Source organism: Njordella aestuarii (assembly GCF_056494165.1).
This window is the reverse complement of record NZ_CM151397.1, coordinates 3,953,249-3,972,876: the sequence shown is the minus strand read 5'-3', so window position 1 is coordinate 3,972,876 and position 19,628 is coordinate 3,953,249. Positions and strand designations below refer to the sequence as shown.

16 protein-coding genes are annotated in these 19,628 nt (G+C 51.2%); 9 read left to right on the top strand and 7 right to left on the bottom strand.

Annotated features, from left to right (window positions below; genetic code table 11):
- The first annotated feature begins 180 nt into the window (after positions 1 to 180).
- Both SH451x_RS15645 and SH451x_RS15640 read left to right on the top strand, forming a co-directional pair.
- Positions 181 to 1,779, top strand: a complete 1,599-nt coding sequence (locus SH451x_RS15645) for a hypothetical protein (RefSeq protein WP_479357923.1) — start codon at positions 181 to 183, stop codon at positions 1,777 to 1,779.
- A gap of 167 nt (positions 1,780 to 1,946) precedes the next feature.
- Positions 1,947 to 2,276 (top strand): hypothetical protein, encoded by a 330-nt coding sequence (locus SH451x_RS15640; protein ID WP_479357922.1) that lies wholly within the window; start codon positions 1,947 to 1,949, stop codon positions 2,274 to 2,276.
- 137 nt (positions 2,277 to 2,413) lie between these two features.
- Here SH451x_RS15640 and SH451x_RS15635 read toward each other — a convergent pair whose 3' ends face one another.
- The gene (locus SH451x_RS15635) at positions 2,414 to 3,187 is read right to left on the bottom strand and encodes a transposase (protein WP_479357921.1); all 774 of its coding nucleotides are present in this window, start codon (positions 3,185 to 3,187) and stop codon (positions 2,414 to 2,416) included.
- Between the two features lie 345 nt (positions 3,188 to 3,532).
- Between SH451x_RS15635 and SH451x_RS15630 the strand changes: the two genes are divergently transcribed.
- The 5 genes from SH451x_RS15630 (at position 3,533) to SH451x_RS15610 (ending at position 10,433) form a co-directional block, all read left to right on the top strand.
- On the top strand, positions 3,533 to 5,053 hold the full coding sequence (locus SH451x_RS15630; protein ID WP_479357920.1) for an aldehyde dehydrogenase family protein: 1,521 nt from the start codon (positions 3,533 to 3,535) through the stop codon (positions 5,051 to 5,053).
- 55 nt (positions 5,054 to 5,108) lie between these two features.
- On the top strand, positions 5,109 to 6,650 hold the full coding sequence (locus SH451x_RS15625) for a phytoene desaturase family protein (RefSeq protein ID WP_479357919.1): 1,542 nt from the start codon (positions 5,109 to 5,111) through the stop codon (positions 6,648 to 6,650).
- Positions 6,647 to 7,465 carry a lysophospholipid acyltransferase family protein gene (locus SH451x_RS15620; protein WP_479357918.1) on the top strand — a complete coding sequence of 273 codons (819 nt, stop codon included), beginning with the start codon at positions 6,647 to 6,649 and terminating at the stop codon, positions 7,463 to 7,465. Before SH451x_RS15625 ends, SH451x_RS15620 begins: the two co-directional genes overlap by 4 nt.
- Positions 7,462 to 8,607 (top strand): glycosyltransferase, encoded by a 1,146-nt coding sequence (locus tag SH451x_RS15615; protein WP_479357917.1) that lies wholly within the window; start codon positions 7,462 to 7,464, stop codon positions 8,605 to 8,607. Before SH451x_RS15620 ends, SH451x_RS15615 begins: the two co-directional genes overlap by 4 nt.
- A 221-nt stretch (positions 8,608 to 8,828) precedes the next feature.
- Entirely contained in the window at positions 8,829 to 10,433 is a 1,605-nt protein-coding gene (locus tag SH451x_RS15610) for an aspartate:alanine exchanger family transporter (RefSeq protein WP_479357916.1), read from the top strand.
- A gap of 1 nt (position 10,434) precedes the next feature.
- Here the strand turns inward: SH451x_RS15610 and SH451x_RS15605 are convergent, their stop codons facing one another.
- The 4 genes from SH451x_RS15605 to SH451x_RS15590 form a co-directional block, all read right to left on the bottom strand.
- Positions 10,435 to 11,463, bottom strand: a complete 1,029-nt coding sequence (locus SH451x_RS15605) for a helix-turn-helix transcriptional regulator (protein WP_479357915.1) — start codon at positions 11,461 to 11,463, stop codon at positions 10,435 to 10,437.
- Between the two features lie 44 nt (positions 11,464 to 11,507).
- Positions 11,508 to 11,924, bottom strand: coding sequence for a bifunctional nuclease family protein (locus SH451x_RS15600; RefSeq protein WP_479357914.1), 417 nt, complete (start codon positions 11,922 to 11,924; stop codon positions 11,508 to 11,510).
- 152 nt (positions 11,925 to 12,076) lie between these two features.
- Positions 12,077 to 13,480, bottom strand: a complete 1,404-nt coding sequence (locus SH451x_RS15595) for a TIGR01777 family oxidoreductase (protein ID WP_479357913.1) — start codon at positions 13,478 to 13,480, stop codon at positions 12,077 to 12,079.
- A gap of 34 nt (positions 13,481 to 13,514) precedes the next feature.
- On the bottom strand, positions 13,515 to 14,525 hold the full coding sequence (locus SH451x_RS15590) for a sigma-70 family RNA polymerase sigma factor (RefSeq protein ID WP_479357912.1): 1,011 nt from the start codon (positions 14,523 to 14,525) through the stop codon (positions 13,515 to 13,517).
- A 462-nt stretch (positions 14,526 to 14,987) separates the two neighbouring features.
- Here SH451x_RS15590 and SH451x_RS15585 point away from each other — a divergent pair, with 462 nt between their 5' ends.
- Positions 14,988 to 15,893, top strand: coding sequence for a MerR family transcriptional regulator (locus SH451x_RS15585; RefSeq protein WP_479357911.1), 906 nt, complete (start codon positions 14,988 to 14,990; stop codon positions 15,891 to 15,893).
- Between the two features lie 143 nt (positions 15,894 to 16,036).
- Complete coding sequence (locus SH451x_RS15580) at positions 16,037 to 16,789, top strand: 3-keto-disaccharide hydrolase (RefSeq protein ID WP_479357910.1); 753 nt, start codon at positions 16,037 to 16,039, stop codon at positions 16,787 to 16,789.
- A 465-nt stretch (positions 16,790 to 17,254) separates the two neighbouring features.
- On the opposite strand, the gene tnpA is transcribed toward SH451x_RS15580, so the two are convergent.
- Both tnpA and SH451x_RS15570 read right to left on the bottom strand, forming a co-directional pair.
- On the bottom strand, positions 17,255 to 17,704 hold the full coding sequence (gene tnpA / locus SH451x_RS15575; protein WP_479357909.1) for an IS200/IS605 family transposase: 450 nt from the start codon (positions 17,702 to 17,704) through the stop codon (positions 17,255 to 17,257).
- 591 nt (positions 17,705 to 18,295) lie between these two features.
- Positions 18,296 to 19,462, bottom strand: coding sequence for a hypothetical protein (locus tag SH451x_RS15570; RefSeq protein ID WP_479357908.1), 1,167 nt, complete (start codon positions 19,460 to 19,462; stop codon positions 18,296 to 18,298).
- Between the last annotated feature and the right edge of the window lie 166 nt (positions 19,463 to 19,628).

Below are 19,628 nucleotides of genomic sequence, written 5' to 3'. Positions count from 1 at the left end.
CTTAATGCCGACTGCGGCTTCTGACTAGCGCTCGTTTATCCAGAAAATTCTCTGCGCTATGCCAACGATGTTGGTACCGTAACCTACGTTAGCATACCCTCGTTCCTGTTCGGTGCGTTGAACCGTAGCGCCAACACAGTGCAACCGTTATAGTTGGATTTATCGTTACAAGCTGACACGATGACAATAGCTGCTTCAAGCAACGTATCTACCGCTCTACAACTCGCTCTGCCATACGCAGCAGAGGTGATTGACAGCCGCACTCGTACACAGCTGCTTGCAAGAAGGCTGCTCCGAGATGCTAAGTGGCCTAACGCGATCAAGAGCGCATTTGCGCAAGATAGTTCGGTGACTCACAACGCAAGTTCGGTTCACCCGGCAACTCGTGAGATCGCTGGCTTGTTCGCTTTGATGCAACCACATCAGCGACCAAGCAACAAAGCGTCGCTTGATGCGCTGCACATGATTGAAAAGGCCGTGCAAATCTTGCTCTCTGCAATTTCTCGCGGATCGACGTCTAGCGATGGAATACTGACCCGGTCACTGACACGGCGTGTACTAGCACCACTCTATTTTCCGAACCAGAATTCTATCTGGCAGGAATTACTCGAAGACGCGGTCGCCAATGCGATCGATACTTTTGTACTGTATGAGATAAATACTCATTGCGGCTCAGAATTGCTGCCCTACCTTGATGCGAACTTAACAAGATCTAATTCGGTGCAGCAAATAGTTGAGCGTGATTTTGATTTTTCATTCCAAAAGCTTGCCGCTGAGATACGATTCTCCCTCGCTGGAGATGCTGGTACCAATCGCGAACCGATGCAAGTGCCCGATTTAGTGTGGCCTGTCGTTTGGCAATGGACCAATGCAGAGCCACTGGTTGCGATTCCAGCAGCGTTAAACTGTCGAGCCGTCGACTGGCAGGCGATTGATCAAGCAAATAAGACGATTTCGCAGCTTCTAGCGTCCAAACATGTGCGCGAGACAAAAATCGGTCACGATGCGGTCGCTGATGCATTTCGTGCGCAAGCCGATACTACCAGCGGAGTAAAGCTCGGGGATGACAAGCGATGTGAAACTCTGGAAGCAACGACATCAGAAGTGAAGTCACCCGCTATTTCTAGCAACCGAAACGCGGCGATGGACAAGAGTGAGGCCACCGAAGAGAAGCCTGTTACCACTGTTAAAGTCGACCGCTCGCTCGACGAGGTCGACTCGTACTTGAACGAACTCAATTTTCAGGTCTACGCCGAGGATCAAGCAAGCTCTGAATCCACCAAGTGCGAGATTCGAACTCATCAAGATCCGATGCTGCTCGAAGGCTTGGCAAATGCACTGGACGTCTGTAGATGCGACAAGGGCGTTTTATCGCTACTGCAGATTCGGGCCATTTGTCTGATTGATGCACGTCCGGTGGTGTCCGTCGATACCGTTTGTGACTGGCATATGCGAGTGCTTGAGGCGATCAAGGAGGATTCAAACGGAGAGGCAAAGATTGCTTATTTGAATTCCGATGGGGACCTTTCCATCATGATTTCTGATCTTGACCGCTCCGAACTGGTGCGGCTTGTTCGTGAGTCGATCTTGTCGATGGAAGTAAGCGTAGCGACATCTGACCGGTCTTCAATTCAATGCGGCTTTGTCTGTGGCGTTGCAACCGTCACCAAGCCTCATCGCGGCTTTACAATCCAACAGTTAATCGACGGTGCCGACCGATGTTTGGACGGTGCGCTCGTCCAGGGACGCGGGGCGATTAAGAGTCTGGACGTTTATTAGTTCCCGGCGCCGCATCAAACTGTAACGAATAATCCGGTTGACTTGCGGACTGTGGACGCTCCAAAATTGCAATCGTAGATGTAGTTCACGCAAGATTGACTGTCTGCCGAAGTGAGTTGTATAGGGTAACTTCGACAGGTGAGTGTGTACGGAAGCTTCTTGCAGTCATGTCTTGTTTTGAACGTGATGATTTCGACGCTATTCTGGCTGTAAATCCCGAGATCGGTTTTGAGACGGAGGAAGCTGACGACCGGTTCTCCAAATTTTCGGATCTTGGTCGCCAAGATGTATCGCGCCTCCTTACTCCTGCTACATCGCCTGAGCGATTGCAAAGCATGCAGTTATCCGCGTCGGTAGCTAAGTCTTCCATCGATCGACTTGACCGACTGCTGAACCTGGAACGAGCCTATACCGTGGACCGGCCTGTGTACGATCTGTCAGCAATCTATCTTTCGAACAGCGATCGCTATATTCGGCCTCGCGCAAACGCTGCGTAGCTTTTGAAGTGGCGAAAGTGCCTTCCTTTGCCTACGCCCTTCCCGACCCGGGCTCGCCTCGGGCGATCGGTAGATATCCTTCACCTACGTCCTTCCCGACCCGGGCTTGTCCCGGTCGAACGGTGATCCCGAACATACTAGCGTATCGCTTTGTTCGTATACTCACCAACCGTACCAATGAATGCGCCGAACTGATACATTGCTTTCATGTCATAAACAAAAGCAAAATTGTTGAGATAGCTCAGCGCGATCGAAGCGGGAGCTAAATCAAACGGGCATCCTATAACGAGATGGATGTGATCCGGAAGAATTCCAGCTGTAGATAATCTACAATTCCACTTTTTAGCTACAGCTAGAGCCGTAGAACGTATGGCCGCGAGCTTTTCATGCCGGACTTCGCACCATCGCTCGCGGAGTACAATCACAACGTGTAAGTTGTACCAGTAGATGCCATGCGATGTATATTGTTTCGCTGCCAAATCGATCATGTTGTTCACAATCTGATAAGATGCTAGGCGAGCCTGCACTGCTGGATCTGCCATTTGGTGATGTCCCAATTGGTCTAACACGTACTGCTCCGACATTTGCCTTGTTGTATTTCCAATGCTACGTAGGGAGAAATTACGTTGGAAAGGAGCGTTCTTACGATTCCGAACGCAATAACTTAATCGACCTTTGACGCGTTGGACGATAATTTGCGGCGCGAGGTGAGGAAGAGTGCTCAACGCAAACTGGCTCGTTTTCTGATCTGTAAATCGATGATTGAGAAGTCGGATTCCGTCTGGCTCAAGTGATGCACTCAGGCTCGGCAACCAAGCGTCATTTGGCTCGTCGTCTTTCCAGAACACGGTGACAGACCATTGAAGCGGGGCCGAAAATTTACAAATTTCGATCGTGTATGTTGGCTCCATGGGGCAATACAAATTCGAAGGCGAGATGGAGTGTCTGGTTGTGATCATCTAACCACCAAGACAAGCTTGGTGGTGCAATTCTAGTCAAAATCGGAACGGCGAGAATCCGCTGTCTGGTCATGATCACAGTTCCACCAAGGCAAGCTTGGTGGCGATTTTATCAACCAACGTCCTTCCCGACCCGGGCTCGTCCCGGTCGATATGGGATCACAATCAGACGCCATTCTACGGATAATCGCGTCACGACCCGGGCTTGTCCCGGTCGAACGATGAGCCAAAGTTCCCTGGACAGCGTTTGCTTCGCCGCGACAATAGGGGCTTTCCGAGCCCTAATACTTCTTCTGTATGAACCAGTCCCTCTCCACTCCTCATTCCTTTGCAGTCGATTTGCAGTCTCTGCGCACAGCACAAGGCAACTGGTCGTCCCTACCCTTCGCCCATCGTTGCCAGATTCTCAAGAAACTCCCTGCGTTGCTGGAATCACAGGCCGAATCGCTTCACGGAAGCTTGAAAATTCATCACGATCGTTCTTTGGCAGATACTATCGCATCGGAATTGATGCCGTTAGCGACTGCGACCAAATGGATTTGTCGGCATGGTACGAAAATTTTAGAATCGAAAGGGTTCTCGTACCGCGGACTCAACCTATTTCTTGGGCGACTCTCAGGTGTAACAGTTCGCGATCCATTCGGCGTGGTGTTCGTCGTCGGGCCATGGAACTATCCCTTTTTTTTGACCGGCATGCCGACGCTACAAGCTCTCTTTGCGGGCAACGCCGTAGTTTGTAAGCCAGCTATTGGATGCGAGCAAGCAACAAGACGAATGTTTGAGGCCTTTGTTGCTGCAGGCGTGCCGAAAGACCTGCTTCAGATTGTTGACAGTAAGATAGATTCCGTTGCCAACGTTTTAGCTGCGGGCGTTGACCTCGTCGTCCTGACTGCCTCAAGTACAACCGGGCGTATTGTTGCTGCTGAAGCGGCTAAGTCTCTCACGCCGATGATCGCGGAGCTTAGCGGTTGCGATGCAATGGTTGTGCTAGAGGATGCGGACTTGGCAAGAGTCGTTGACGCAATCTGCTTTGGTTTGCGGCTCAATGGAAGCGCAACCTGTATGGCTCCGCGACGGCTTATTGCGACGCCGAGTACCATTGATGCGTTGCTTCCCGTTTTGGTCGGCCGCGTGCAGAGTTTGCCAGCCGCCAGTTGCAACGAGGCGACTGCTGCTAAACTTCAGCCTCTAGTCCAGACAGCAGTACGAGCGGGTGCAACTTGTGTCATTGGCAAAGATAACGAAGTGTTGCAGGACGGCCAGACCGCAGAGCGGCCCGTCAAAGTTTCGCCAATCGTTCTAGACAATGTCCGGCCGTCGATGGAAATTGCGGGGGCGGATATTTTTGCGCCCGTCATTTCACTCCTGCGTCTTCCTCATGAAGATGGACTCAAGACGCCAAAGTCTACAATCACCGATGAACGAATTCTTGCGGTTGTGGACCAATGTCCTTATGCCCTCTCAGCGAGTATATTTGGCGATGCGGAACGAGCGATGCAACTGGCAAAACGGATGAACGTCGGGTTTGTTTGCATAAATGACATATTCGCACCTTCGGTCGAACCATCCATCGGGTTTGGAGGTCGACGGGCGAGTGGTTATGGTACAACCCGTGGAGTGGAAGGGTTGCGGCAAATGACGCGAGAAAAATCAATTGTGGTTCGACGCGGGAATTTTTTGCCGCACTTGCAGTCACCCACTTCCCAGTCAGATTCCATCGTACGCAGTCTGTTCAAATTTCAATTTGCAAAAACGTTCGGAGAAAGACTTGCCGGGTTACGAACAATGTTTAAAGCTGGCGGTTCTCCTAAAAAATAATTGAGTAGTTTCAAATCGGAAATCTGGCGATCAAATTCGTCAAGGATGCCAAACAATGATTGATCAAAATAGACGTATCTTGAATGTCGGTGTGGTAGGGAGTGGTCTAGCCGGGCTTGCCACCGCTTGCACCCTAGCGGCTCGAGGGCATCGCGTCCATGTCTTCGAAAAGAACGAGTGGTTTGGCGGTAAGGCGGCCGAACATCGCGACCAAGGCTATCGCTTCGACATGGGGCCAACCATTCTTACGCTGCCTTCGGTACTGCATCGCATCTTCAAAGAGGCGGGCAAAGATATCGCTGATTATATGCAGTTGGTTCGACTCGACCCGCAATGGCGTTGCTTTTTCGAGGATAACACGTCCCTCGACTTGGTAGAGAACACCGCGCAGATGCGGGCGAACTTAGAAAAATTGACGGGACGCCGTGAGGTCGCCGACGGTTACGAACGTTTTATCAGTATTTCGCAAAGGCTGCATGACGTATCGAAAAAGTTCTTCTTCTGGAAAAGCATCGGTGGCATCGGCGATACGATGGATGTTGGCGGAGCATTTTCCTTGGACGTTCTCAAGGATGTCCTATCTTTGCGTATGGGGCGTTCGGTCGCAGGCCTAGTGCGATCTTGTGTTAGTGATTCTCGTGCCGCTCAAATGATCGACCACTTTACGCAGTACGTCGGTTCATCGCCCGAAGCATCGCCTGCAGTGCTATGCGGAATTGCGCATATGCAGACGGAAGAAGGCGTCTGGTATCCAATCGGTGGAACACGTGCTGTGCCAGAAGGGCTGCTCAAGCTCGCGCGTGAATTGGGCGTTGAATTTACCAACAATGCCGAAGTGGAACAGATTTTGTCGTCCAACGGTAAAGCATCCGGAATCCAGCTGAAAAACGGATCGTCTTACAAGTTTGATGCGGTGGTGAGCAACTGTGATGCGGTGCGGACGCATGAAGAGTTGTTGTCGGGGTCTTCGGCAGCAGCAAAATTCAAGAAGCGACGGACTTACGAACCAGCCTGCTCGGGCGTCGTTCTCTACCTCGGGTTATCGAAGCGATATGATCATATTTTGCATCACAACTTTGTCTTCTCGAAAGACCCGCACGAAGAGTTCGACTACATTTACAAACGCGGCGAGCCGGCGCCAGATCCGACGGCATACGTCTGTGCTCCTGCCGCTACCGAGCCAGGCGTTGCTCCCGAGGGAGGTGAAGCGTTGTATGTGCTCGTGCATACTCCTTATCTGCGGCCCAATCACGACTGGTCAAAAATGTTTCCAGCGTATCGTGACGTGATCCTGGACAAACTTGAACGGACTGGTGGGATGACTGGGATCCGTGATCGGATCGTCTGCGAAGCGCATCTCACTCCGGAAGGGATTCACAAGCGTTACCAAGTGCTAAACGGCGCTATCTACGGCCTCGCCAGTCATGGCAAATGGCTCGGCGCCTTCAAGCCGGCTAACCGCAGCAATGATATGCAGGGGCTTTACCTTGCTGGAGGTGCCGCGCACCCCGGTCCTGGTATGCCCATGGTAATGATGAGCGGCTGGATCGCTGGCGATGTCGTCGACCAAGATGCAGACAAACTAACTGCAAAGTGACCCATGGTATGGCATCGAAGTCGCGTCGAAGCAAAACTGTGCAAGCGCCAGAGCGTACCGAGTGGATCTTCAAAGGTTTTCAGTGGTACGCGTCGCGAATGGTTCGGCGCGAATTCGAATCGCTCGCCGTTGACGAGTCTTGCCTCAATGGGGAAACCTTTAAGCCTGATACGCCGGTGTTGGTTTATGCAAATCACCCTTCCTGGTGGGATCCTATCCTCGCTGTACTCGTCAATCAGTACGCCTTCCCTGAACGTCATTTTTTTGCACCGATCGATGCAAAAGCTCTCGAAAAATACCAAGTGTTCAAGAAACTTGGTTTTTTCGGAATAGAGCTCAAATCACACTCGGGCGCTGCTGAGTTTCTGGATGTATCAAGATCTATCTTAAATCGTCCCAATTCAGCGTTATGGTTAACGCCCGAAGGGCAATTTAGTGATGCTCGCGATCATGGTAGGCCTCTGATGAATGGTCTGACGCATCTGTTCGTTACAACTCCAGGCATGATCGCCATACCGCTCGCGATTGAATATGTGTTCCTCAACGAACGCAAACCGTACATGCTCACTAAACTAGGAACACCGATTGTCAGTCAGGAGGAAGGGCGGCACAACAAAGAGGCATGTGGTAATCGGCTAGCAAAAGAGCTTCGCACAACTCAAGCAAATTTGGCAGAACTCGCAAAAGAGCGATCGCTGGACCCATTTAAGATGATTGTGTCGTCCCACAAACGACCTGAAAGTTTGTACGATTGGTCGCGAGTCTTCAAATCACTGGTATCTCGCAAGCCAATAGAACTTCGGCACGACGCATGACTATTTTTTACTGGTTTGTCAGCTTGACCCTATTGCTCTTGAGTGTGCTGCCATTGGCGATGGTTATTGCTAATCTCAAGATTTATCGGACTGCGGTTCGACGGTCTGATGAAGGGTCGGCACCAGATGAAGTTGCTGCGGTCAGCGTCCTGATTCCCGCTCGCAACGAATCGACTTCTATCGGTAAGTCGGTCGGAGCAATACTCAATTCCGACTTCGATCGATTCGAGGTTATCGTTTTAGACGATCATAGTACGGACGATACCGCCGAGATCGTCGAGGGCATAGCAAAGACTGACTCACGAGTGCGGCTATGTAAATCCGAACCGTTGCCAGATGGATGGAATGGAAAGCAATTTGCTTGCTGGCAGTTAGCGAATCTTGCAACGCACGATTACTTCCTCTTTTTGGATGCAGATGTTCGTTTGACCCGTGACGCACTTGGGCGAATTGTCGACCAGCAGAGCACGAGTTCGGCAGATTTGCTGAGTGGGTTCCCGTTTCAAGAAACAGGCAGTATGGCGGAGAAGCTACTTATTCCGCTCATGCACCTTGTTTTGTTAGGTTACTTGCCCCTAGCTCGGTCTCGGTCGACCAACGACGCGTCCATGGCTGCAGGCTGTGGCCAGCTTTTTTACACGACCAGACAAGCTTACTTCACTGCAGATGGTCATCGTCAAATCGCCAGCTCGCGACATGATGGAATACAGCTTCCTCGAGCATACCGCAAGCGTCAACTGCGCACCGACTTGTTTGATGCCAGTGACATTGCGACGTGCAGGATGTACGAAGATCTGCCTAGCGTGATGCGGGGCCTTCTGAAGAATGCTCATGAAGGAATAGCAAACCCGCGTTTGATCATTCCGTTCACCGTGCTCTTGCTGGGCGCATTTGTATTGCCTCTAGCGATGGCGTGTCACGCTTTGTTCTGGAGTTGGCCACTGGCCCCGACGGTCATCCTTTGCATTGCAGCTTTGGTCTCGTTTGTGCCTCGCGCATTGATTGCGAAACGTCTTGAGTCGACTTACCTCGGGACACTCTTGAACCCAATTGCAGTGATCTGGTTTGTTGCAATACAATGGATTGCACTCGTGCAGCATTCTCGTGGTTCGAAGGTCGCTTGGCGTGGTCGCCAATCTTAATCGACTCTATCACTTTCCGGCGACGAGTTGACACGGAACGTTTAACTTTCTCCATGCTCTGTTGCAATGTTAAATTACAACGTGATAGATTTCCCTTGAAAGGCATCAAGGGTGTCGCGGTTCGCGTTGCCGGAAAACACTATTCACGTAAGGTCAACGTGCTTATAAAGACGCGTCGTTGGACCATATAAGGTCGTACTTACGAACGAATTGGACATAAAGTGACGCCACTAACGGTTTTGCTTGGCATTATAGTAATCGGTTTAGCGATAGGTCGAATTGCGGTCTATGGCGTTTCGTTTGGTACGTCAGCGATACTGTTCGTCGCATTGTTGGCCGGACACTTTGGTTTGAAAATACCAGACGGGCTTGGAACGCTAGGGCTAGCCATATTCGTGTTCTGCGTTGGCATTTCTGCAGGCCCTACCTTTTTCCGCGGGCTAGCGTCTCGCGGACGGATCATGGCGATCATTGGTGGTTTGATTGTGGTCGCTGGCTTTGCCACAACTATAGTTTGCGCCAAAGTTCTTGAACTGCCACCGGAACTCGCCGCAGGGCTGATGGCTGGTGCGATGACCAGTACACCCGCTCTTGGAGCCATCACAGAATCGACTATCAATCCAGCGGAAGTCGCAGTTGGCTTCGGTGTTGCCTATCCTATCGGCATCGTTGCAGTTGTGCTGTTTGTGCAATTGATAATGAAGCTGCATAAGCCAGCGAGCAGTGATAACGTATCCTATGGTGCAGACGAAACGTCTCCGAACGAACACACTACTATTGAACGGCGTGTGGTAGAAATCGCGAACCCTGGCATTGTCGGTCGCGCACCAGGCGATCTTGCAGTGCTTTCCGATTCGAACTGTCAGATATCACGGGTGCAGATCGATGCAAGATGGCGACCGACGCCACCTGAATTTACATTTCAGCTGGGCTCAAAGATCATTTTGGTTGGCGAACTGCATGTCTTGCAACGCGTCGCTGAAACATTAGGCGTGCTGTGCGAAGAGAATGGAGCTGTGCTGGATGCGGATCGCGAGCGAAAAACAGTTGTCGCGACTTCGAAAGAAATTTACGGGCAGACCTTGAAAGAACTGCGGTTACGGTCGCGGTACGGCGTCACAGTCGCACGGATTCGGCGGCACGATATTGAATTTGTGCCTTCATCGAGGACCCGGATCGAGTTTGGCGACGTTTTGACTTTAGTCGGTGAATCGATCAATCTTGCAAATATCGAAAACGTAGTCGGACATCGACCGCGAGCCTTGAATGAGACCGATTTGCTTTCGTTGGCGATGGGCATTGGCCTTGGGATACTCGTTGGCAATTTCACGTTAAACTTAAGCGGTTTGTCGGTGTCGCTCGGGATTGCAGGAGGGCCGCTCGCCGTCGGACTAGTGTTGGGCCATTTCCGCCGCATTGGTCCCGTTCGTGGTTCTTTTCCTCCTGCTGCCCAATTGTTGCTAACGGAAGGCGGGCTTGCTTTATTCCTCGCTGATGCCGGGGTGGGAGCCGGTTCGAACGTAGCTTCAGTCCTTACGCAACATGGACCGCTTTTGCTTGCCGTCGCAACGGCCATCGCGGTGGTTCCAATGGTCGTCGGCTTCTTGGTTGCTCGCTTCAGTTTTCATTTGCCGATGAAGCAAGTTTTGGGGGCGACTTGCGGCGGAATGACTTCGACGCCAGGGCTCGCGGTCCTAACCGGCGCGACTGATTCTAGCCAACCAGTAACAAGCTACGTGGCAGCTTATCCGGTCGCCTTGGTGCTGATTACGGTTGTCGCCCCGCTGATTATCAAAGTATTAAACTGGTGGATCGTTGCTGCTTAGTTTAAACAACGCCATATGTCTGCCCGATTCGCTTTACAAGGTCGGCAATGATGGTCCTGCTTTCGACAGGTTCTAATAGCTCGGCTTCACTCCCCATTTGCAGGATGCGCGGGATTATTTCCATCGGATGGTATGCCGGCACACTGACTGTTGTGGTGCCGTCCTCGTGGACAATAATTTGTTGTTCCGCATGCCAGGGATCTTCCTGAATCCAACGCGCTGCATTGGGCGACAACTTAATAACATACGATATTGCACGATCGCCGCTGAAGATGCCTACGCTTTTACCTACATGCTCTAAATCGACATCTTCATCGGGTTTAAACCAGTCGTCGAGCGCTGTCGCCTTATAGAATCGGTCCAGCTTCCAGTTCCGCAAACGTTCATGCGCTTCTTTGTCCTCGTCCCCTTTGCGGCCAAACTCGGTTGCTGCAACGTAAATACTCGACTGATATATCGCCAGACCATAAGGTTCAATGATCCGCATCGCGCGAGGCTTGCCTAGCGATTCGTACTCAATCTCCACGCGCCGATGTTCAGCGATGCAACGGTTGATGGTGCGCAGCAAACCTTGTTGTTTCTCATAACTCTTGTTGGGCAAGCCGATGACTCGCAGCGTCTTTCGGTATCGTTGGTAGTGGTCCCAAACGCCGGATGGCAATTGCTCTCGGATTTTATTCCAGAAAGACTCAATTCCTTGCCAGAATACGGTACCAATCAAGGGGACCATCAGGTCGCGACCCATAGAGAGCGAAATCAACTCGGAGGCCGAGATCGAAATCTTGTGGAGACCAATATCCGCGCGGCGCATCTTCCACACGCGACCGCTCGCGGTCTCTTCGCTGACGATGTCCATCCCAGCCGCTTGCAGTGCTTCAATATCGCGTCGGATGCTTCGCACATGCAATGAAGTGAGGCCTAAATCGTCCACCACGCTATCGCGGATATCCTCTAACGTGGAACCGAAACGCCGGCGCTCTAAAACCTGCAACACCTTATGTTGCCGAATCAGTTGCTCATTTCTCGCCATTGTGCCTCCTAGTTGCTTTATTGATCATCCCTGTGCGAACTTTGCTAGATTGCTTGCTCGCCTGACGCCGCATCGAGCACTTCTTCGGCGACGTAGATTGGAAGAGGTGGATCGTACGAAACCGCCACCGCGATTGCATCCGACGGCCTAGCATCAATGTCGATGATTTCGTCTCCGCGCATCAGTCGCAGTGAAGCAAAGTAGGTGCGATCTTTTAGCTCTGAAATGATCACAGATTCAATAACGGCGTCAAGCTTCTGAGCGACATCCACGATCAGATCATGAGTCAAAGGCCGAGCTGGCTTTCCTTCTGATTTGACGCGTCGATCAATGCTGGTCGCTTCAAAAATACCGATCAAGATCGGAAATTCCCGATCTCCCTCGACTTCCCTAAGAAAGATAACCTGCGAGTCGCTGATCTCAGTAATGATGATCCGAGCGAGCTGCATCAAAACGCCCATGATCGCCCCTAGCCATTGTTGAAGTGTATGTTGTTAGCTACACGTGACGTTATAGCTACCACCGGCAACCGTCAAGAACCCTGCAGAATTCTCACCGCCGCAACTGCCGTATGAAGCGTCACTCTGGAGCTAGGGCTACGCCGTCTGTTGGGCTATAAAAGATGCTGCAAGGCCGGTCCTAACGTCGAAAAACGCATCGGGTACCCTGAGGCCTTCAGTTTTGAATTATCACATCGATTGCTACGCAGCAACAATCCATTAGCAAGCTCTCCCAAGCCTAGCTCTACCGCGGCTTCTGGAATGACGATCCAATTGGGCCGCCGCATGACTTGCGCGAGCGAAGTCATAAATCGTCGGTTGCTGACGGGTTCTGCTGACAAGTTATAGGGTCCTTGGCAGCTGTCGTTTAACGCGAGCCATAAAAGCGCCGAGGCGGCATCGTCCCGTTCAATCCAACTCCAATACATTTCTCCGTCGCCGATTCTCCCCGAGCCACCCAATGAGCATTGCCATAAAAGCGGAACTAACCCACCATGCTGTGGATCCAGTACCATGGCAAGTCGTCCAGCGCACCAACGCGTTTTTCCATCGCAAGCCCGACGGCTCGCCGCTTCCCAATCGTGAGCCAGCCCGCCCAAAAAGTCGTTCGCCGGTGGCACAGTTTCGACTAACATCTCGTCCTCAGACGACGGGTAGATACCAACCCCCGAAGCCGTCACCACGCTGGCCGGCAGCAACCCAGCAGTGCTCAGCGTTCCAAATAATTTCTCCGAAGCGGGCACGCGTGATTTGTAAAGCGTCGACTTGTAAGATTCAGTCCATCGCTTCCCAGCAATACTTGCACCTGCGAGATGAATGATCGCGTCGACGTTCTCCCAGTCTTCCAAGTTTAGTGTGCCTGATTCAACATGCCAAGGCGTTGCGCTTGAGAATAAGCTTAGCGAGTCGGTTTTAGTTTGTCCCGAAACTACCTGGCTCGGATCTCGGACGCGTTCCAACGCAATGACTTGATGTCCAAGTACCGTCGCGAGGGCCGTAATTCGACGGCCGAGTGCACCACTTGCGCCTGAGATCACGATCCTCTTGCCCGTCGAACAATTTAGCTTTTGCCCCAATGCGAGATCGTCAAGGGTAACTCGATGCCGATACGCAAACATCTTCTCGAGTTTCGTTGCGATCGGTCCCGCTGCAAGTTTTTGCGCAAGAGAAAACCGCGAGATTTCGTATTCTACTTCGTCGGTCAAGATGCACGAATCGCGAACGCCACTCGTGAACCCGTGCGTATGTTTCCAACGCAAAAATGGGCCTGATCTCTGTACGTCTTGGAACGAATTCGGCGGTTCATACTGAGTGTGTTCGGCTTTCCAAGTGATGGGGATGCCAAACTTCTTAAGCTTAAATTCGACCTTCTCGCCGGTCTTTATCGAAGCAGCCCGTTTCTTGATCTCCACCTTGTCCGACGGAGGCATCAACCTATCGAGAGCCCCTCGACGCTCATGGTACGCAAACGCTGTCTCGCAATCACAGGGTAATTCAGTAGACTTCGTGAATTGCATACCTAGGCTTTGAACTTAAAGGGCGGGACCGCTGCTAATCTCCTTGCGCTGCTTCAACGAGCACAGGCTCTAGTTCTACCATATCACGAAGTTTATCGAGAGACCTTTTTTCGAGCTGGCGAATTCGCTCTTTCGAAACACCTAGTTTATCCGCAAGGCATTGGAGAGTCTTAACGTTGCGATGGCTGCCGAGAGAAAACCTCGCCCGAATAATCAGCTTTTCCCGGCGGTCCAGCGAATCTAGCATCTGAGCCAACCGGGAACGAAGCGCGTTCCATCTCGCTTCCGACATGCTCGACTCGCGTATCTCTTCGCTGATTTCCATACCGGGTTCGTCTACGCTGGCTGTCACCTGGAGGCGTTCGGTCTGGCGCTGCATGATCACGCGATACGAGTTGCGTCGAACGACTTGGGTTGCGTAAGTGCTAAACCGAAATCCACGATGGTAATCAAATTTCTCAACCGCACGGATCAAGGCTACAATACCGTCGCTCAGCAGATCGTCAAAATTGTTGTTAGGATTGACGAACTTCTTAACAATCGAAATAACAAGCCGCATATTCGCTTTGACTATCGAATCTCGATACCAATCCGCTGCTCGTAACATGCAAACTAGTTGCTGAGCTTCACTCTCGCTCATCTGTTTGTGATCGATACTGAGCCGCAACTTTTCAGCACGGTAACGAAGGTAGTTCATCCGCTGGAACAGTTCTTTCTCTTCCACTGCGGTCAGGAGTTTTGTTTCGCATAAGCGAGCGAGATGAATGGGCAGGTCTGGCAACTTGCTGGCTTTAGTGGCAATTGGGACATGAACGCCAAACAACTGATCTCCTAAGATTTCCTTCTCTGCCGTACCGCTCTGAAAGAGTTCGTTGTCGATGAACTCAATTGGCTGCTTGATCAATTCTCTCGCTTGGTCGGTGGCACACTTATCAGCAAAGTTCGCTTGTCGGTATGCGCTAAACGTTTGCTCGAGTTTGCTTCGACGAAAGGTCGCTTTAGCAACTCGCGTCTTCGAAGAACTGGATTTAGGTGGGTGGGACATTTCGCATTCCTTAGTTTCTAGGCACACTTCAATTAGGTTGTGATTTCGTGGCAATTGGCAGCTCAGCAGCATCGCGCGGCAAATGAACGTTTCTCACAAGGACGTACGAGCGATCGCCGTACTTTCAGCCCCGCAGTCCCTAGCGGGCGGGTCAAAACCATCAAATCACTCAGCTAAAACGTCCAAAACGTTCACTCTCTTTATAGCGAGTCTTCACCGATGAAAGCAAGTAGGGGCTCCGCTATTTCTGAATGTTTTTTGGATCGATATTTAAGTAAAGGACATAAGGTCTTTTGCGAAAGCGGTTTACGGTCAGATCGTTTTCCTTGTGGTCTTCGACGAATGACCGCTGCTGGCTCTTTCCTGCAGCGTATAATAGGTCATATGAGGAGAACGATTGTCTTACTGTTAAAACGTTCAACTCGTTCACTGTTTTTCCCTGAACGTTTCCAAGAATTCCAGATGACTTCCGATTACTCCCCGAAACAAATTGCTCAAGCGTTGAGTGTTAGCGAATCTTCGGTGAAACGATGGTGTGATCGCGGAATCATCGAGTCAACGAAGACGCTAGGAGGGCACCGCAGGATTTCTTCTCAGGCGTTGCAAAGTTTTCTGAAAGTGACCAACCGCAAACCCGATGCCCTGGCTGAAATTCCGACTGAAGATCTGAGTTATTCTGGAAGTCGCGCGTCTAGCGCCCATATCCCGGCCGCCCACGAGTTGCAGCGTCCCTATTTCCAGTTGCAGCAGCGGCTTTTGCAAGGGTTGCTGCGGAATGATGAACAAGCATGCAGAATGATCTTGATGCAGTTCTTCTCGTTCACAGAGAGTGTTGCAGAATTAGCAGATCAGTTGATCGCGCCATGCTTCAAGACGATCGGAGATTTGTGGCATAGCGGCGATGTCTGCGTTTTTGAAGAGCGGCAGGCAGTTACGACGATCATCCGGTTGCTGCATGAATTTCGACGAATGATCCCGACGCCCTCGGATAACGCACGCGTCGCGATCGGAGCGTCACCGAGCGACGATAACTATCTGTTGCCAACGACTTTGGTGGAAACGGTGCTGCGGCAATCGAATATCCGAGCGACTAACCTTGGCACAAACGTACCGTTCGATTCGTTGCTGGAAGCGGTCCAACGATTTAACGCAGATTTCGTCTGGCTCAGCATATCGTATTTAGAAGAGGAGTCGACTTTCCAGAATCAGCTAAATCAATTTATTGCAAGCCTGCCCGTTGGGACAACCATGTTGATTGGCGGAAGGGCTACTTCGCCGCTTAACCTCGCGGGTAATTCCCAAGTGATGTCGTTTTCGAACCTGCGGGAGTTGGAGAACTTTGCGCAGCGTCTCAACCGTATCTCGTAATCGATTTTCATGAGTTGGTCGTGATATCGCACCACGCTCGACTCGCCTATGGCATAATGGAAGCCCCAGAGTACCGTGACCAGCTCCCGAGGGTTTGCACGGTTCGGCTTTGCACTCGCCTCCACACAATCGAATACAACTGTATGATGAATCACTTGCTGAATGTATCTCTCCGAACGATCTACTCAACGAAATCGCTTCCCCTGCTTTGTGCGATTTCGATTCTAGCGACAGTTAGCGTTGCTGCCGAACCGGCGGTTTCCATCATCGTGTCTGGGGGACCAGGTTGGACTCAGCTGGGTGAACGGGATTTTGTCCGAGTCAATGGGGACGACAAAACGTTGGTCTGGGACGAAGGTACTGCTCACGGAAGCGGCGAGCCAATTGGTGTGACGCGAAGTGCTAAGATCTACCGCAATTTTGAATTGACGATTGAATGGATGCACCTCAAGTCTGCGGGGAACTCCGGTGTATTCGCTTGGGTTGCCCCCGAGGCGTTGGAAGAATTGCCTCCCGGGGAACTGCCAGCCAGCGGCATCGAAATCCAGATGCTGGACCATGGTTATGCGGAGTACTATGAAAAAACGACGGGCAAGAAGCCTGATTTTTTTACGACCAACGGTGACATATTCGCTGTCGGTAAGTCGACCATGAAGCCCTTCCCACCGCTCTCACCCAATGGGAGCAGGGGTTTTCCGAAGAAGGAGCTTAGCAAAGGCATTAACCAGTGGAACCAATATTACGTCCGGGCGATCAATGGCGAAGTGCGGCTTTGGGTGAATGGCGAAGAGGTCTCAGGGGGAAATCAGTGTAATCCTGCTGAAGGCTACCTTTGCCTGGAATCCGAAGGCTCTCCCATCGACTTTCGAAACATCTTTATCCGAGAATTGCCTTAAAAATCGGTGTTGGATGAGCTGTTTTCCAGCAACGAAAAGACCTGAAGGGGCTGACACCCTCTTTCCTATTGGTGCTAACCAGCGGTCGAATATTACGCTTAATGTTTCCTCATGCAACTCCAAGCCTGAAAGGCTGACACACTCTTTGCCGGCGGTGTTAACCGCCGGTTGATTAGAACCATAATCGCTAAAAAGCCCGAACGGCTGACGCACAGATACAAAAGTGTGCCGGCCCTTCGGGCCTTAAAACCAATCAATGTGTTGGAACCGGGGCCTTCGACCCCGGCAAGAGATGTGCCAGCCCTTCGGGCTTATTAAAAGACCCAGTACTTTTGCATAGCGACTCATCCTGCTCCCCTAAGCCTGAAAGGCTGACACATCCTCTGCCGGCGGTGCTAACCGCCGGTTCGCTAAAATCACCAGCACTTTAAGCCCGAAGGGCTGACACACAAAAGGTCGAGAAAATCAGTCAAACACATACCGTTGATCATATTCAATTTCATGCTTTTCCAGAAGACTGAGATACTCTTGCTCAAAAGACTGGTTAGAGTGATGCGCCATCTGATTCTCAATGTAGGCAACAACGCGATCGATCGCGGATGTACTCACTGTGAATGCTCCGTATCCATCTTGCCAACCAAACTTGCGGATTATTCCGCTGGTTTCATTTATATGTTTACTCGTGTTGGCCTTTAATTGGCCGATAAATTCAGCAACGGCGATTTTGGCGGGGATGCGAACCAGCAAATGCACATGATCGTAGAAGCCTCCTACTTTGATCGCAAATCCGCTCAGTTCCTTCGCTGTACCAGCCAAATAAGCAAACACATTCTCTCGAAACCCATCGGTAAGCCATTTGTGTCGCTTCTTGGTGCTGAAGACAACATGATAGATCAATTGCTGGTGAGTGGTCATTTTTTGTACTCCTAAGAATTGCAAAATCTGTCTTTCAAGGAATTTAAAAGATCTTTATGGAGTAAGCAAATATTCGGATTCATTTTGGTTCAGAGCTGGAACTCTCGGCCAGTTGGGAACGAGCGTCTCGCAGTTCTTTAGGCATTTGGCTCGGTCAATATGATTGCCTCTTGGCGTGTCCGGGGCACGGGCATAGTGATGCTTCTTCTGTCGGCCTAAGCCTGAAAGGCTGACACATCCTCTGCCGGCGGTGCTAACTGCCGGTTCGCTAGAACACAAACGCCTCAAAGCCCGAGGGCTGACGCCCAGATACAAAAATGTGTCGGCCCTTCGGGCCTTATAACCAAACAATGTTTTGGAACCGGGGCCTTCGACCCCGGCAAGAGATGTGCCAGCCCTTCGGGCTTAGTGCTCGGTCATAACAGATACAAAAACGTGCCGGCCCTCCGAGCCAAACAAGTACTTGGGACCGGGGCCTTCGAACCCGGCAGAAGATGTGCCAGCCCTTCGGGCTTAGCGAGAAGAAGATGTGCCACAGCCCTTCTGGTATAGTGAAAAGCTACTTGCCAGCGATTCGGCCTTCAGGAGAAACTACCGCACAGGAGCAAGTGTATAAGAGAAAGCGCCTAGCACTGTACCTCGCTTCACTGAATGGCATTGCATGCAGTCTGAATGCGCTCGCAAGGCGCCTACCATCCGGATACCGCCTTTTTCAAGATTTACAACTAACTGTTCTCCCTGAGTCAACCTCTGGACGCTTGCCGCCTCGAAATCCGTGAGTTTTCGCGTTGGCGCCGTGCGAATCTCTTCCATTTGAGGAAGATTCTTGCTGACATAAGCCACCGGTTCCGAAGACTTCCAAAGCCCAATAAGTTCCAGTGACGACAGACTCCACCCCTGATTCACGTTCGTCATTATATGATCCACCTTCATCCACAATTCGGGCACTCGCGAAACGCGATGAGGCAGAAAACCTGCAACCTCTTTTGGCGAACGAACGAATCCCCAACCACGTTCGAATACAAAGTCGTCGTAAGCTGACTGATGCAGGTACTCTAATGCTTCGGGATGTGGAAACCCATTCAAATACTTTCCATTCGGTTCAGATGACTTGTCTGCCTTCCAATCTGTTCCGACTGCATTTGGCGATGTAAGAAAATCGTCAATTGAATCAGACTCAGAGGATAGCGTTTGTTTGGACTTCAGGACGGTCGGCTGAGCAATGGGCTGGCTCAAATAATTCAGTGCTAGGATATGCTCGGGAATGGAACCATCCATAGTCGATACTCGATATACGCCAAACCCTTCTTGACGAATAAATTCATCAACCGTGGCTTCGTGCAAGACTTTCAACGCAAGCCTTCGATCGTCTTGATTGTCCCGTCGCGGGTTCCACCCAACGGTGCTTTCCAAATGTTCGAGATCTGCAACTGCTTCCTCCGATAAAGGTACAGACCACAGCGATGGCCACGGAGTCTTATAAACAGCAAGCTGCGGTTGAATCGACTCAAACTTATATTTGTGCCGCAGAGCAGCGACAAGCAACCGGGATTGCGCATCCGAGAGTGGTTTCGTCTCCACGCCCGTCTTCTTGTGTAAAAAACGTTCGGATTGATTGAGCAACTGAACGATTTCCTCGTCGCCAATCGATTGCGATACAGCCTGTCCCGATAGCTTTGCTGGATCGTGCCGTGAGTAGACAGTTGCGGCTGCGACGATAACCAAGACTGCCAGAGTCAATGCAAAATAGATTTTCATCGTACCGAGTCCCCTCTCGGGAGCTCAACTCGATCAACGGAGCTAAACGCTACTCCACCGCCATTGCAGCTTGAGCTCTCAGAATTTAGCTTAGCAGAGGCGATGCCAGTTTTCTATCCTATCCGCCGTAAGATACAACAACGTTTCTTCTTAGCAACGCGCCTGA